The organism is Psychrobacter sp. N25K4-3-2 (genome assembly GCF_015351755.1).
In the GTDB taxonomy this organism is placed as follows: domain Bacteria; phylum Pseudomonadota; class Gammaproteobacteria; order Pseudomonadales; family Moraxellaceae; genus Psychrobacter; species Psychrobacter glaciei.
In genome coordinates this window covers 253955-269238 of the sequence record NZ_JADKLX010000001.1, presented here as the reverse complement: position 1 = coordinate 269238, position 15284 = coordinate 253955, and the positions used below count along the sequence as shown (strand labels likewise).

Genomic DNA, 15284 nt, shown 5'->3' with positions numbered 1-15284 from the left:
GACTGTGAAACAGAATATAACGCCCAGATACAGAATATGACAAGTTTAATTATAAATACAATAAAATCAATTACTTAATTTAAAATAAGGTCATTGTTATGACGAATAAAAGACTGCCGCTGCTTATTACAACAGGTGAGCCTGCTGGTATTGGTATGGACGTCGTACTGCTATTAGCAGCTGAAGGCAAGTTGCAAGATTTTGAACGTCCCATTTGGGTTACGGCAGATAGCACCGCTATGCAAAAGCGCGCAGATACACTTGTAATGGCAGGCGTACTCGAAAGCTGTCCAGCTTGGCAAACGATGGATGCAAATATAGAAACTGATGATTTTTTAAGTCAATTATCACAGCAAACTTTGAACAGCGATAGTGCTTTTATTCTGCTGAATACGCCTTGTGCTGTGCCAGTCGTTCATGGACAAATTAATATCAGTAATTCAGCGATGGTTGCCACGCAATTAGCAGTTGCCCATCAGTTGGCAACCAAAAAAGCAGTTGCTGCTATCGTCACAGGACCATTGCAAAAATCTGCCTTGATAGATGCTGGTATAAAATTGCTCGATGGCACGATGTTTAGCGGTCATACCGAGTTTTTTATGCAGCAAAGTGGCTGTGAGAAAGTCGTCATGATGCTTGCTAATCAAGCCATGAAAGTGGCGCTCGTCACCACGCATCTGGCACTAAAAGATATTCCTGCCGCCATCACTGCTGACAATGTCCGCCAAACAGTACAAATCGTCATCGATGATATGCGAGAGAAGTTTGGCTTAATGCAGCCACGCATTTTGGTTTGTGGTCTTAATCCTCATGCAGGCGAGGGTGGGCATTTGGGCATCGAGGAAATTGAGATTATCAATCCGGTATTACAAGCGTTTATTGATGCAGGCGTCAATATATCAACGGCGATGCCAGCGGATACGTTATTTACCCCAAGACATTTAGCAAACTGTGATGCAGTGATTGCTATGTATCATGACCAAGGGTTGCCGGTGCTAAAATCGCATGGCTTTGGTGATACGGTCAACCTAACTTTGGGATTGCCTTACATTCGTACCTCGGTCGATCATGGTACGGCGCTTGATTTAGCGGGACGTGGAGGTGCAAGTGCCACTAGCTTATACCAAGCATTATTGATGGCAAATGAGATGGCGGATAAATCGCTTATTAATAGACCTCTTGTATAAAACTGGTGCCTTAGCGAGAATTGTCACGCAGTATTGGGTCACTTTAGTGCCAGCAATGCCTATCTGTCTATGCATCATCAAAAACACTCTAATATAAGTGGTTCCATTATAGCGGTCTATTTTAAGTGGTCTGTTAATAGGTTTAAAGGGTGAAATGACTGGTTCCCTTGGGGTATACCCTAACAGGACTAGCTGTTTTCTGGACAGGTACGATAAAGAGGAAGTGAGTGTATGATGAATATATTTCATATGCATTCGGAAGGCGAAAAATGCCTTATGTTTTATCTGAGATTGATGTGCCACTGCAAACTATCTTGAGCTGGAAAAAACGATGATTCAAACCGTTATCCATTATTTTCTACATTTCGGTATGCCGTTGATTATCGCCTATACATTTTTTCGTAATGACTATAAACGCGTATATTTGATCTTGTTAGCAACTATGCTAGTGGATCTAGATCACCTACTAGCCACACCTATTTTCTCGCCCAATCGATGCAGTATTAACTTTCATCCACTCCATACTTATTATGCGATGGCAGTATATGCAGCTATGTTGTTTTTACCTAAGCCGTATAAAATAATTGGTTTGGGATTATTACTGCATATTCTCACTGATTTGAACGACTGCGTAATGACCTATCTGAATTGCCCACAGTGTTTGAATGACGCTCCTGCTCGTGAGTTGGTGGAATGGTTAGTCAGAGCTACAAGCACTTGATGCAGCTATAAGAATATCGTCTAGTATTTATCCTACCAATCAACTCTCTCATAACTTCTAGTAGCAGCATCTATGCCCTTGCTATCCAATTTTAAATAAACCTAGCAGCAGACCTAATGTGTTCTACCACTAGAATTTATTTAGAGTGTTGCTACACATTTGATAAAACAATTCAGTTTCTAAGTAGGCAACAGTAAGATCGCACTAACCACTACTGTTTTCACATCGTTTTAATACTGCTGTAATCGCCACGGGTACGCAGAATAACTTCAACATCTGAATCGCCACGATTGCGCCAAAACCAGCCGTGATTGCCTGTAAATGCGGCTTCTAAAACCCCTTCATCAGCGGCAACGCCGCGACCTTTCTCATAACTAATAGCCTTGCCTAATGCATCGCCATGAGTATCAAAGTTGACCTCACCGCCTGTCACGACCCAAGAGTATTCAGTCTTGGCACCTGAATCCATTTTCATTTTAATCTCTATTCCTTCCCCTGGCGTCAAGGTAAAGGGAGTTTCATCGCGCCATTCACCACTTGCGATGGCAGTATCAGCGGGTGTGGCACTCATTGCTTGCTCAGTCACACCATCTATATTTGGTGTTTCAGACGTCATTGTGTCAGTTGCTAGTAAACCCGCTGCATCGGCGGCAGCTTCATCTGCCAATTGCTGCTTAACTTGTCCCATTTCTGTCAATTGAAGAACACTACCAATCCCAGTTGGATCAATACCATACTCAGCGGGAAGAACCACCGTAAATAAGAGAACGACTGCTGCGATGCCAGCTAAAATAGTAGATTTGACGAGCTGCTTTGAAGTGGGAAGTTCAGCTTGTAAAGGAGTATCACTGTTATACATATTAAAAACCCTTGAATTAAGAAGACATTAAATAGCCAGTGAGCTGCATGCCCACTAAAATAAATCCTGCGCTCATCATAGCCACGTTGGCGGTATAGGCGTTACGGATGAAACTTAGCGTACGACGCCAATAGCTCATGCCAATTAATATGATGGCTAGAGCCAGTAGCTGCCCAATCTCCACACCGACGTTAAAGGCGAGTAAGTTAGGGAGTAGACCGTCAGGCAACATCTCATATTCAAGGAGCTTAGTAGATAACCCAAAGCCGTGGAAAAGACCAAAGACAAGCACCGCTATTTTAGTATTTGGCTGAAACCCAAACCATCTCTGGAAGGCACCAATATTGTCTAACGCTTTGTAAACGACAGAGAGACCAATAATCGCATCGATCAGGTAACTATTCATACCGATGTTGAAGTACACGCCTAAAATCATCGTGGCGGAGTGACCTAATGCAAATAGGCTCACATAGACACCAATATGCTTCATACGGTAAAGAAAGAAGATGACCCCGAAGAGAAACAGGATATGGTCATATCCCGTAATCATGTGCTTAGCGCCTAAGTACATGAAGGGCAGAATATTGACTCCTGAAATCTCCTGAATATACCCTTTATCCCCTGCGGTTACCGCATGAGCAAGCGCTTCATTGCTACCAGTAACAAGACAAATAAGCAGTATTGAGAGTACTAACAGACGGGTCTGCCAAGTCGCCCATGGCGATCTTGGAAGCCTATTGTAGACATGGCTATACATTAAGAATCCTATAGTGTAAGAGTGATGAATACGTGTATGTGCTTTTTAGAAAAAACTCTAAAATTATGAAAATTTTAAATGCAAATCGAATACTTAAGGAGTAAGATACTATCCCCTAGGGGGGGATAATGTCAACCATAAAATCTCAAGTCTTGTGAGGTATAATGGCGCTCTCTAGAGAAAGGACACTGTCATTATGAAAAAACCACACGTACACGCATCTCATCCAGCCGTAATCACACGCCTCAAAAAAGCGAATGGTCATTTAAGCAGCACGATAGAGATGTTGGTTGAGGGTCGAACCTGTCTTGATATAGCGCAGCAACTGCAAGCGGTAGAAAATGCCATTCATCAAGCTAAAAAAGTGTTAATTCAAGACCATTTAGATCATTGCCTTGAAGACTTATTAGGGGCTGTTGACAAAGATCAGCAGGACTCTATAGAGGAGTTCAAGGAAATAACTCGTTACTTATAAGATCAACCGACTGATCTAAAGAGACACTCCATGCTTAGTATCTTTGCAAACCGAACTTATCGCCATTTATTTGCCGCGCAAGTGATTGCCCTGATTGGTACTGGTCTAGCTACGGTGGCGCTAGGCCTTTTGGCATTTGATTTGGCAGGCAATAATGCTGGGGTCGTCATGGGAACGGCATTGGCCATCAAAATGATTGCCTATGTTGGCGTGGCACCCATTGCAGCGGCCTTTGCCGAACGGTTGCCTAAACGCACGCTGCTAGTGACACTAGATGTGATACGAGCCGGTGTCGCCCTGCTTTTACCATTTGTTTCCCAAATCTGGGAGGTTTATGTGTTGATCTTTGTATTGCAAGCCGCCTCAGCAGCTTTCACGCCTACTTTTCAGGCCACTATTCCTGATGTTCTGCCTAATGAAGCGGATTACACCAAAGCTTTGTCGCTCTCACGCCTTGCTTACGATATGGAAAGTCTAGTCAGTCCCATGTTAGCGGCAGCATTGCTGACAGTAATGAGCTTTCACAATCTATTTACGGGAACAGTACTGGGATTTTTAGCGTCTGCCATATTGGTCGTATCGGTCACGCTACCAGCGCATGCAATGCCCGCGCGCCGTAGCATTTATGATAGAACCACGCGCGGCATTCGTATCTATTTAGCGACCCCTCGACTGCGCGGATTACTCGCTGTTAATGTTGCCGTTTCTGCCGCTGCGTCTATGGTCTTTGTAAATACCGTGGTGATTATCCAAGGTGGTATGGGACTCACTCAGAGTGCAGTCGCATTAGCATTGGCGAGCTTTGGCGCAGGTTCTATGATTGCGGCACTGGCTTTGCCAAGTTTATTGGGTAAGCTGACAGATCGCAGCGTCATGTTAAGCGGTGTAGGGTTGCTTGTGGTGGGTATGTTCGCTGGTACCTTGATGATGGGACAAAACTCGCTTATGGCCTTATGGTTCGTGCTAGGTTTGGGTTATTCTGCTGCTCTGACACCTGCTGGACGCTTGCTATGGCGATCCTCACATCAGGAAGATCGTCCTGCATTGTTTGCTGCTCAGTTTGCTTTGTCTCACGTCAGTTGGTTAGTGTTCTATCCATTAGCGGGTTGGTTAGGTGCGCGCTACAGTATGACCGTAGCTTTTGCGGTATTAGGCGGTGCTGCTGCACTAGCGGTATGGGCGGCTTTTAGAGTATGGCCGTCTATTGATTTAAAAGAGATTGAGCACGAACATGCCAATCTACCAGAAGGTCATGTTCATGCTACAGGATCTCCTACACCTAACGGCTTACGCCATACCCATCCTTTCATAGTTGATGACTATCATCCGCGTTGGCCAAGCTCTGGTTCTTGATATAGATCCTGTACATGGGGGTTCGCTATTTTATAATAAAAAGTACACTGCTATGTACACTGAGCTACTATAAATGACTTTGACTACTGATATAAATAGCCTACAGCCTACAGCCTACAGCCTACAGCCTACAGCCTACAGCCTACAGCCTACAGCCTACAGCCTAGTGTTCAAGTCCTCACTAGGAAACCATGCTTATTTCTATATCGTCATAGAGGTGAAATAACATGACAACATTTAATATGAATAAACCAGAAATAGAGCAAGCTGCTATTGAGTTTAAAACGGTGCTGATAAATTGGAAATCAAGAGAAGGTATTATAGGGGCTTTCTCTACATATCGTGATCAATAGACAGACGAAGATGTGAGTAAAGCTGTAAGTAAGGAAACACAAGTTATTAAACCAGTATTAGAAGCCTTCGAGCCTGTATACCGTCTAGCTATACAGGGTAAAATAGAGAAACCTTTTTCCTTTCAAAGTTATATGATGACTTATGTTGGTAGAGTACTGGGCGATGAGTTGTCATGGCCTGAAGTTCGCGAGCCGTATCAGAGAATGATTAATAGTTTGAAAGGTGGGTTAACTACAGAAGAGCTCATAGACAGTATTTACTACAGAAATAATTTATTACCAGAGCATTATGATCAAGCGGTTAAGGAAATTGTAGCAGAGGGTTGGACTCATAATTACCCACAATAATTACTAAGAATGTTTTTCAATAAAAACCGCGAGACCATCCCAGCTTAATCTAAAGATTAAGCTGACCTTTCACATTAATAACTTTTATCTTATTCCCATAACGGGTCTTATGACAAATGATTATGAGGATAAAAAGTCTCGGGTCGGTTGCGCTAAGGTGTGAGTAACTTATCGATAAAACGTCTCAAAAACACAGCCTAATTATGAGCTGTGGTATAATTTGCCATTATAATACCAGCATATTGCTGCCATAGCCCATTTCTCTTTTATACATTAAGACTCTTTTATGTCCAAAACTTCGTTTGATGCCCAAACCATTTCCAATAGCCTACGGGCTGCCAAACACCAACCGCGTAAACGCTTTGGTCAAAACTTCTTACATGACCGCAGTGTTATCCGTGAGATTGTTGAGAGCATTCGCTTAGAGCGCGATGACAATTTAATCGAGATTGGCCCAGGTATGGGTGCGCTGACTGAGCCGTTATTGGCAGAAGTGGATGCGATGACGGTCGTAGAGCTGGATCGTGATTTGGCGGATAGCCTGCGTATTCGTATTGGTGCCAATAGCCATCCGAATTTTGAAATTATTAAAGACAATGCTATGCATGTCGATTATCGTGAGTTGTATAGCGAGGAGCGCGGTAAGCTACGCGTGGTGGGTAACTTGCCGTATAATATTTCTACACCGATACTTTTTCATTTGCTCAGTTATGCCGATGTGATTCAAGACATGCACTTTATGTTGCAAAAAGAAGTTGTTGAGCGCATCACTGCTGACGTTGGCAGCAAGACGTATGGTCGCTTGTCGGTCATTATGCAATACCACTGTGATACGGATTATTTATTAACTGTGCCACGTGGCGCATTTAATCCGCCACCAAAAGTCACCAGCGCTGTATTTCGCCTGACGCCGCATATCAACAAACCTATCGTCGCAGAAGACGAAGCGTATTTTGCGATTGTGGTACGCGAAACCTTCAACCATCGTCGCAAGACCCTACGTGCTATTTTTAAAAAATCAACCTTGTTGCCGACGTTGAGCGAGGATGACTTTGCCGCTTGTGGTATTGATCCACAAGCACGCCCTGAAGTCTTGAGTGTGAAAGATTTTGTCAATTTGAGCAATCAGGCAGGCAAAGTAGCAGATTAATTCATCATCCAAAAATAGTTATCTAGGGTGTGCCCTTATTTCAAAAATGGTGATAAAAATGAGATAAATTGCAGTCAGACGAGGAAAATAGCGCAGATAATATCGGGATATTAACCAGCTATTTAACGATGTTTGGCAAAATTTAGCCATTTTTAGCCCGTTTAGATATGATCAATTGAATTGAGGACACGCCCTAGATATGAATAAAAGTCATCACATAAAAGTCATCACATAAAAGATAGAGGATTTATGAGTTTTCGCCACCAGTACGTCATCGGTGATCTGCAAGGTTGTTATGCGGCGTATCTGCATCTACTCGAAACATTGGATTTTGACCCTACTCAAGATAAATTGTGGTTTGCAGGTGACTTAGTGGCACGCGGCGAAGACTCACTAAATACGTTGCGCGATGTCAAGGCGCTCTGTGAGCAAGGCGCGGCGGCTACGGTGTTGGGTAATCATGATATTAACTTAATCGCTGTTTGGCGCGGTGCTGCTAAAATTAAGAAAAAAGACAAGACCGCACCAATTTTTGCTGCCGATGATTGTGATGAGCTATTACATTGGTTACGTCAGCAGCCGATACTGGCTTATCCTGATGCCAATACCGTACTGGTACATGCTGGCATCCCGCCGCATTGGACTATTGAAGCAGCAGCGGACTATGCCCAGCAGTTAGAGGCGCAATTACGAGGCAGCTTAAAGCAGCTTGATCGGTTGTTGCCACACTTATATAGCAAGACGGCCGATGATTGGCATACAGGTATCAACGGCTTTACCAAAATGCGCGCGATTGCCAATTACTTCACTCGTATGCGTTTATGCAAGCAGGATGGCACGCTCGAATTTAGCTTTACGGCAAGCTTAGATGATTCGATGCCAAAGGATTTTTTGCCGTGGTTTGAGTGGCAAGTGCCGCGCAAGCGTAAGATACTATTTGGTCATTGGGCAGCGTTAAAAGGTGAGGTTGATCTGCCACATGCGCGCGCTTTGGATGGCGGCTGTGTTTGGGGAAATCATTTATTAGCCTATCGATTGGGTGATGAAGCGGTAATAACGTCAAGTGCGCATTGTCATCCGCCATAATTATGGCAGCTCATTAACTGAAGCGTGTCATCAAAACTGCCCATTTAACTGGGCAGATTGGGTGGTTTTTTCGGTTTTGGCAGTGGGGTTTTGGCATCGCCAGCACCTTTGCTATCAGAGTCAGTATTGTCTGCCTCATCGCGGCTTATGTCATTACTACTAGTCGCAAAGCTATCAAGCGTCTTAGTGCTTCTATCATATTGAATATCATCGGTGTACGGCACACTATTGAGGTTGTCATCCATCAGACCATCATCGAGATCGATCACTTGTTTGGCCATGGTTGGATGGGTGGTGCTATACGCTTCACGACTAGTCATCTCAGGATCAAAACTACTGTCTGATGTTTGATTGTCATATTGTATGTCGGTCACTGCTGGATCATTTTTCATACTGCCTTGCATGGATTTGGGCAGTATTTTTACGTCCGATAAGCGGCGCACAACGTAATTAGCAGGTATAGGCTTGCCACCTTTTTGCCCTGAAGTATCATCAAATATCATACGACCTTGGCTATCGATGCGCGCATATTTCATCGGTTTGTCGCGTGGCCAAAAAAAGTCAGATGGGTGACTGATAATATGACCAAAAACCAATTTGGTCAGACGCCCCCATTCAAAGAAGCGCACTTCTTTTGAGCGTAGTGCCACGAATAAGGCGAGGGAAAAGCTGACCATCAAGTTGACGATACCGATAAGAGCAACACCAAGAATGGACAGTAAGATGACGTTCCAGCTTATATCATCAGCGGACATGTTAAACAGTCCATGCGCCAAGTTGGCTGAGGCAAAAGCAATGTGGCGAATATCAATTGGTAAGCCGAAGATAAAGCCGATAGTGGCAGTGCTGCCTAAGAACACCCCGAATAAAAAGTTGCCCATGATGGCACCCAAATTCGCTTCTACAAAGCCGCCAAAGCGCTGTAGCCATGATTTAGGCAAAAGGATTTTGAGCAACTTATGCCGTTGTATACGTGCGCCCACATGGTTATAAACCGCTAAGTTGTCATAATAACCAGCGATCAGACCCGATAAAAATAAATAGACACCAGCAATGGCAGCATGGGGAAGGGCGAGCGAGCGAAAAGGATCAAGATCATGCAAGAGATGCCCAGCCTTCTCAGTATCAATCATCGGCGTGCCTGTATATTGCAGCCAAGCAAAAGAGATAATAAGAGCGACCGGTACCGCTAGCATTACATTACCCATGATAGCGACAAATTGGGTACGTAAAATATCGACCACCAATTCTGACAGCTTGGTTAGCTGATGAGACTTCTTGCCAGAGCCATCTGATATAGTGGAGGCAATAGCCGCCGCCGTCATGGCAGGCTGCTTGGTAGCGACTGTACCGCGAATGACATGAATAAAGACAAAACCCAAGCCATAAATCATGCTATTGATAAATGCCCGACCCATTGGTGCGAGGGCTAAATGATAAGCCAATATCTTGGTGGTCGCCATAAAAGCAATGATAAAGCCACCGATAGAGGCCTTTTTAAACATCTTCTGATAACCAGATTTATCGGTGCTAATGTAATGCTCACCGACACGGCTCGCGTTTTCAGTCACTTTGCGCGAGAGCAGTTTGGTATTATTATCAATCAAATAGCCGATACTATAGCGACGATTGGCAGTGGTAATCAGCGTTTGTATCAGTTCAATGACGGCCAGATCACGCTTGTTATAATCATCAGTCACCAGTTCAGTCAAGATACGCATACGCTGCAAGCTTTGGTCGAGGCGCAGCATCATATTGGTCAGTCGAATAGAAATACCCGTCTTATAAATACGTTTGCGAACCGTGGCAACGATATCTTCGCATTGCTCAATCATGACAAGCAACGGCGCTGGATCGACAGCTTTTTCGGGGGTGATATCAGTCAAAGTATCAAGCTCATGCGCCTGCCTATACTGATTGACAAATAAGACCGCTTCTTGATTTTGTGCCACAAAAGAGGCTGAGTAGTTCAGCATTTGCGGGTAAGAATCCATCAAGTCAGGATGCAAGCCAAGACCGCTGATGCGATAAGATAAAATGATAATCGCGTTTAAAATACTGTTTTTCGCCGTGGCGACTAGATCTAAGTGTTCTTCTTTGACTCTCAATAATTCAACCAGCTCATCCCATTTTTCTTTGTCGATATTGGCCAACCAACGCTCATCAGAACGCTTATTAAATAGGTAACCAACCAACTCAACCACGGAGTCCTCTTGCGGTAGTATCGGCAAAAGTCGATGGCCAACTAAACGACGCAAACTATTAAAAAATCCCTGATCCGACATAATGCCAGTATCGGTATAGAGTGCAATTTGCCGGTACTGGATAATGAGCTTTAATACAAAGCTGGCAAGGCCGTCACCATATTCTGGATGCTGACGAATGACATCAATGAGGTTCTGAATGTTATCATTGGCCAAGACCGGCTCTTTTTCAGTGACCCGTAGCTCATCTATTAAGCGTTTTAGTACCGCAGGATCGGGCACATCACTTAGTGCCGTAATTTGCTGTAAAATGCGTTTTAGTTCTGGCACGTCGCATCCTTTATCATGGTGGTTTCAACCGTTTTTATTGTTAGATTTTGAATATTATTATCTGGCGTACAACATAGGTTATGACTACAAGCTTGGTAATACTATGAAGTAACTTAAGCGATAGTTTGCTTTGCGTTATTCTAATCGGAACGATGCATCGATAGTTAATTATTTTGTTAGAAGTTATTTAAAAAATATTTTTGGCAAAAAAAGGGACAGTAGCGATACTGTCCCTTTTTCATGGTACTTTAATTATTAAACATCGCTGATTAGTTAGCAGGTACATCAAAGTAGTCAAGATCAAAGTTCATCATAGGATCGCTACCTGCTTGCACCATTTGCGCATGCGCATCGATACGTGGCAATACACGACCAACGAAGTAGTCAGCAAGCTTGGCTTTGTTCGTGTAGAACTCGCCTTCTTGACCGTCAGCAGCTTCAACCATCAACGCAAACATATACGAGTAGCACAGGTAGCCAAAGGCATGCATGTAGTCAACGGCACAGCCATTGATTTCGTTTTTACGTTCGCCAATGTTGCTCAGCACAGTTTTAGTCAATGCTTCAATCGTATCAGCAGCATCCAGTGTGGCTTGTTTGATGCCATGGTTGGCTTGCATATTATTGACAAAATCACGAATTTCACCTAAGAAATGAGTGACGTATTTGCCGTTATTGCGCGCCACTTTACGACCTAGTAGGTCAAGGGCTTGAATGCCATTGGTGCCTTCATAAATCTGGGCAATACGCGTATCACGAACGATTTGTTCCATACCCCATTCGCGGATATAGCCGTGACCACCAAATACTTGCTGACAATCAATAGTGGCTTCTAATGCTTTGTCCGTCAAAAATGCTTTGGCAACTGGAGTCAGTAGGGCAACGCGAGCGGAAGCCGCTTTGGCTGCTTCTGGATCGGTACTAAACTTTTCTTCATCAAGATTCTTGGCGACATACATGGCAAAGCAACGTGACGCTTCAGTATTGGTCTTAGCATTTAACAACATGCGGCGTACATCGGCATGATGGATAATCGCATCCGCAGGTTTTTCTGGGCTTTGCAACTGGGTATCACTACGACCTTGACCACGGTCATTGGCATAAAGTGCCGCATTTTGATAGGCAAGCTCAGCACCACCAAGGCCTTGCAGACCCATAGTGACACGCTCATAGTTCATCATAATGAACATAGAAGACAGGCCTGTATTTTCAGCACCAACCATCCAGCCTTTGGCACTATCAAAGTTCATCACACAAGTGGCAGATGCTTTGATACCCATTTTGTGTTCGATAGAACCGACAGCCAATGTATTGCGTTCACCCAAGCTGCCATCTTCATTGACCAAGAATTTTGGTACAACAAATAGCGAAATGCCTTTTGAGCCTTCTGGTGCATTGGGTGTTTTTGCCAATACTAAATGAATAATGTTTTCAGTTAGATCGTGCTCACCGCCTGTGATAAAAATCTTAGTACCAGAGATGTCATAGCTGCCATCATCGTTAGGTACGGCTTTGGTCTTGATGATGCCTAAGTCAGTACCCGCATGTGGCTCTGTTAAGCACATAGTGCCAGCCCATTCGCCGTTGTACATTTTTTCTAGATAGGTTTGCTTTTGCTCTTCAGAGGCTGCTGCGTTTAGACAAAGCGTCGCGCCTACAGTCAAGTTAGGGTAAAGGGCAAACGATTGGTTAGCGGTAAAAACCATCTCTTCGGTGAGCATGGTCACCATTTTTGGAAAGCCTTGACCACCGTATTCAGAGTTACCGCTTAAGCCAACCCAGCCTGACTCAGCATACTGCTTATATGCTTCTTTAAAGCCTGTTGGGGTAGTGACAACGCCATCACCCTGAAAAGTAGCGCCTTCTTCATCGCCACTACGGTTGATGGGCAGCAGAACGTTTTTGGTCAGTTTTGCCATTTCTTCTAAAATCATATCGACAGTGTCCATGTCAACATGAGCCAAATTGTCGTTGTTTTGCCAAAATGCATTTGCATTAAAAACATCATTTAAGATGAAGCGCATGTCATTAAGAGGGGCATTATAAACAGCCATCAGCAGTCCTTTGGTTCAAATGAATAAAAATTAAATACATTAAGATTATCGGTTGTTCTTTTTGAGTTAACCTTAATGGCTAATAGCTAAAGTTTAGCAAATTAGAGGCTTAGCTTGTGTATTTCTTCGTGAATTGTGCGTACACCAAAAACATTTATCATGCGAAATAATAGCTTTAATAGGCTTAAAAGGAATTGATAATACGCAAATCGGCAACATACTTTGGTATGTTGCCGATCGAAATTACGATAGTGATGCTAATTCAATAAATCTTTGATAAATTGATGGCTTACTTAAAAGGCAAATTGATCAACATCCATACTCATGTACGGCTCAACACCAGTGCTGATGCGCTCTACGTGTGTGGTGGTACGTGGAAGCAATTTGGCAAAATAGAACTGTGCCGTCTTGATTTTAGCATCATAGAACGCAGGCTCGCTGCTGCCATCAGCAATGGCAGTTTGTGCCACAAGTGCCATACGTGCCCATAAATAAGCCAGAGTCACGTAACCACTGAAGTACATGTAATCAACCGCTGCACCGCCTACTGCTTCAGGGCTTTCAGTGGCTTGCATGCCAATGCGCGCTGTTAAGTCACCCCATTCTTTTAGATGCTTGACCAGTGGACGGATAAATTGACCCATCTCATCATTTTCTTTGTTTTCATCACAGAAGTCTTGGATGACTTTGACAAAGTTTGCAAGCAGCTTGCCTTGTGAACCCAATACTTTACGGCCCAATAGATCAAGTGCTTGGATTTCAGTCGTACCTTCGTATAGACAGGCGATACGGGTATCACGGACGTTTTGCTCCATACCCCATTCACTTACAAAACCGTGACCACCATAAACCTGCACACCATGGTTTGCCGCTTCTAGACCAGTCTCGGTCAAGAAGGCTTTAGCAATTGGTGTCAACAATGACAGCATTTGATCAGCAAATTTAAGCTCTTCTCCTTCACCTTTTGCGACAGTATCCGCAAAATGTGAGAGATAATAGACCAATGCACGGCCACCTTCAGCAAAGGCTTTTTCGGTCAATAGCATGTTGCGAACTGCTGGATGTACAATGATCGGGTCAGCTACTTTTTCTGGTGCTTTGGTACCTGACAAAGAGCGCATGGCCAAACGATCTTTGGCATAAGTCAATGAGCCTTGGAACGCGTACTCTGCTGCAGTCAAGCCCTGAACAGCAGTACCGATACGGGCAACGTTCATAAAGGTGAACATGCACTGTAGACCACGGTTTTCTGGGCCAATCAGGTAACCTGTTGCGCCATCGAAGTTGATGACACAAGTGGCAGAGGCTTTAATGCCCATTTTATGCTCGATAGAGCCACAAACGACATTGTTACTATCGCCAACGCTGCCATCTTCTTGAACCGTCATCTTAGGAACGATAAACAACGAGATGCCTTTTGTGCCAGCAGGTGCGCCTGGTAAACGCGCCAATACAATGTGAATAATATTGTCCGTTAAATCATGCTCGCCGGCTGAGATGAAGATTTTTTGACCAGTAATGCTATAGCTACCATCTTCTTTTGGCTCAGCTTTGGTACGGATAATACCCAAGTCAGAACCAGCGTGTGCTTCGGTCAAACACATCGTACCTGACCATTCACCGCTGATCATTTTTTCTAAATAGATGTTTTTTTGCTCATCAGTACCATGATGCTCGATGGTTTGGATCGCACCATGTGATAGGCCTGGGTACATAGAGAATGACCAGTTAGCCGTACCAACCATCTCATTGATGACCGTTGATAATGAAAACGGCATGTTTTGACCACCGAATTCTTCTTCAGCAGACAACGCAGGGAAACCAAGCTCACAATACGCTTTATAGGCTTCTTTAAAGCCTTTTGGTGTCGTTACTTTGCCGTTATCAAACTTGCAGCCTTCCGCATCGCCGCTTTGGTTCAATGGTGACAGCTCATTCTCAGCAAAGCTTGCAGCCATTTCAAACAGGCTATCCATTAGCTCGCGATCTGCTTCTTGAAATGCAGGTAGCGTTTTGTAGTGGCTTTCGCTATCGAGTAGTTCATGCATAACGAATTGAATATCGCGTAAAGGTGCTTTGTATTGCATAACTTCCTGTCCTTTTTGTAATGCAATCAATAATAGCTGGTCGTCCTATGACAGCGCTAGGGTTTAGCGCATGATGCAGGATTGACTATATCCAGATGGTCTGTTGAAGTCGCAGACCTATCTAAGGTATCGATTGCATAAAATAGTATTGAAAAGAATGGTGATTGTTAGAGTCAGTTTGATATTTAGTAAGCTCTAACAAATTCACTATAAAAGATAGGCTTTCATAGGCGATTATACAAGTTTGGTAACAGCACTGATAAGTCATGAACCTACCTTGCATCCGTTATGCAATCAACGTTAGGCGAAAAAAATAATGA

The 15284-nt window shown here is 43.8% G+C and carries 13 protein-coding genes; 8 read left to right on the top strand and 5 right to left on the bottom strand.

Features of this window, described 5'->3' with window-relative positions:
* Positions 1–98: 98 nt before the first annotated feature.
* Together pdxA and IOD06_RS13540 are read left to right on the top strand one after the other, a co-directional pair.
* Positions 99–1187, top strand: a complete 1089-nt coding sequence (pdxA, locus tag IOD06_RS01025) for a 4-hydroxythreonine-4-phosphate dehydrogenase PdxA (RefSeq protein WP_189581735.1) — start codon at positions 99–101, stop codon at positions 1185–1187.
* Between the two features lie 331 nt (positions 1188–1518).
* The gene (locus IOD06_RS13540) at positions 1519–1908 is read left to right on the top strand and encodes a DUF6122 family protein (protein ID WP_227669830.1); all 390 of its coding nucleotides are present in this window, start codon (positions 1519–1521) and stop codon (positions 1906–1908) included.
* 220 nt (positions 1909–2128) lie between these two features.
* On the opposite strand, the gene IOD06_RS01020 is transcribed toward IOD06_RS13540, so the two are convergent.
* Both IOD06_RS01020 and IOD06_RS01015 read right to left on the bottom strand, forming a co-directional pair.
* On the bottom strand, positions 2129–2767 hold the full coding sequence (locus tag IOD06_RS01020; RefSeq protein WP_189581738.1) for a transmembrane anchor protein: 639 nt from the start codon (positions 2765–2767) through the stop codon (positions 2129–2131).
* 16 nt (positions 2768–2783) lie between these two features.
* Positions 2784–3524 (bottom strand): HupE/UreJ family protein, encoded by a 741-nt coding sequence (locus IOD06_RS01015; RefSeq protein ID WP_194618631.1) that lies wholly within the window; start codon positions 3522–3524, stop codon positions 2784–2786.
* Positions 3525–3720: 196 nt separating this feature from the next.
* Between IOD06_RS01015 and IOD06_RS01010 the strand changes: the two genes are divergently transcribed.
* From IOD06_RS01010 to IOD06_RS00990, 6 genes are all read left to right on the top strand, one after another.
* Positions 3721–3999: a metal-sensing transcriptional repressor gene (locus IOD06_RS01010; RefSeq protein ID WP_189581756.1), complete on the top strand. Its 279-nt coding sequence runs from the start codon at positions 3721–3723 to the stop codon at positions 3997–3999.
* Between the two features lie 30 nt (positions 4000–4029).
* Positions 4030–5352, top strand: coding sequence for an MFS transporter (locus tag IOD06_RS01005; RefSeq protein ID WP_189581759.1), 1323 nt, complete (start codon positions 4030–4032; stop codon positions 5350–5352).
* Between the two features lie 227 nt (positions 5353–5579).
* Positions 5580–5705, top strand: coding sequence for a hypothetical protein (locus IOD06_RS13685; protein ID WP_265087649.1), 126 nt, complete (start codon positions 5580–5582; stop codon positions 5703–5705).
* Between the two features lie 12 nt (positions 5706–5717).
* Positions 5718–6053 carry a hypothetical protein gene (locus IOD06_RS01000; RefSeq protein ID WP_227669829.1) on the top strand — a complete coding sequence of 112 codons (336 nt, stop codon included), beginning with the start codon at positions 5718–5720 and terminating at the stop codon, positions 6051–6053.
* Between the two features lie 286 nt (positions 6054–6339).
* Complete coding sequence (gene rsmA, locus IOD06_RS00995; RefSeq protein ID WP_194618629.1) at positions 6340–7203, top strand: 16S rRNA (adenine(1518)-N(6)/adenine(1519)-N(6))-dimethyltransferase RsmA; 864 nt, start codon at positions 6340–6342, stop codon at positions 7201–7203.
* 249 nt (positions 7204–7452) lie between these two features.
* Positions 7453–8289 (top strand): symmetrical bis(5'-nucleosyl)-tetraphosphatase, encoded by an 837-nt coding sequence (locus tag IOD06_RS00990; RefSeq protein ID WP_194618627.1) that lies wholly within the window; start codon positions 7453–7455, stop codon positions 8287–8289.
* 44 nt (positions 8290–8333) lie between these two features.
* On the opposite strand, the gene IOD06_RS00985 is transcribed toward IOD06_RS00990, so the two are convergent.
* The 3 genes from IOD06_RS00985 to IOD06_RS00975 all read right to left on the bottom strand — a co-directional run bounded on the left by IOD06_RS00985 (position 8334) and on the right by IOD06_RS00975 (position 14964).
* Positions 8334–10823 carry a site-specific recombinase gene (locus tag IOD06_RS00985; protein ID WP_194618625.1) on the bottom strand — a complete coding sequence of 830 codons (2490 nt, stop codon included), beginning with the start codon at positions 10821–10823 and terminating at the stop codon, positions 8334–8336.
* Positions 10824–11092: 269 nt separating this feature from the next.
* Entirely contained in the window at positions 11093–12877 is a 1785-nt protein-coding gene (locus IOD06_RS00980) for an acyl-CoA dehydrogenase C-terminal domain-containing protein (protein ID WP_189581771.1), read from the bottom strand.
* A gap of 293 nt (positions 12878–13170) precedes the next feature.
* Positions 13171–14964 (bottom strand): acyl-CoA dehydrogenase C-terminal domain-containing protein, encoded by a 1794-nt coding sequence (locus tag IOD06_RS00975; protein WP_194618623.1) that lies wholly within the window; start codon positions 14962–14964, stop codon positions 13171–13173.
* Positions 14965–15284 lie beyond the last annotated feature (320 nt).

Excerpts from the sequence above, each read along its gene's own strand:
- pdxA (WP_189581735.1), top strand. The coding sequence starts at position 99 with ATGACGAATAAAAGACTGCCGCTGCTTATTACAACAGGTGAGCCTGCT.
- IOD06_RS01010 (WP_189581756.1), top strand. The coding sequence starts at position 3,721 with ATGAAAAAACCACACGTACACGCATCTCATCCAGCCGTAATCACACGC.
- IOD06_RS00980 (WP_189581771.1), bottom strand. The coding sequence starts at position 12,877 with ATGGCTGTTTATAATGCCCCTCTTAATGACATGCGCTTCATCTTAAAT.
- IOD06_RS00990 (WP_194618627.1), top strand. The coding sequence starts at position 7,453 with ATGAGTTTTCGCCACCAGTACGTCATCGGTGATCTGCAAGGTTGTTAT.
- IOD06_RS01015 (WP_194618631.1), bottom strand. The coding sequence starts at position 3,524 with ATGTATAGCCATGTCTACAATAGGCTTCCAAGATCGCCATGGGCGACT.
- IOD06_RS13540 (WP_227669830.1), top strand. The coding sequence starts at position 1,519 with ATGATTCAAACCGTTATCCATTATTTTCTACATTTCGGTATGCCGTTG.
- IOD06_RS01005 (WP_189581759.1), top strand. The coding sequence starts at position 4,030 with ATGCTTAGTATCTTTGCAAACCGAACTTATCGCCATTTATTTGCCGCG.
- rsmA (WP_194618629.1), top strand. The coding sequence starts at position 6,340 with ATGTCCAAAACTTCGTTTGATGCCCAAACCATTTCCAATAGCCTACGG.
- IOD06_RS00975 (WP_194618623.1), bottom strand. The coding sequence starts at position 14,964 with ATGCAATACAAAGCACCTTTACGCGATATTCAATTCGTTATGCATGAA.
- IOD06_RS01020 (WP_189581738.1), bottom strand. The coding sequence starts at position 2,767 with ATGTATAACAGTGATACTCCTTTACAAGCTGAACTTCCCACTTCAAAG.
- IOD06_RS13685 (WP_265087649.1), top strand. The coding sequence starts at position 5,580 with ATGACAACATTTAATATGAATAAACCAGAAATAGAGCAAGCTGCTATT.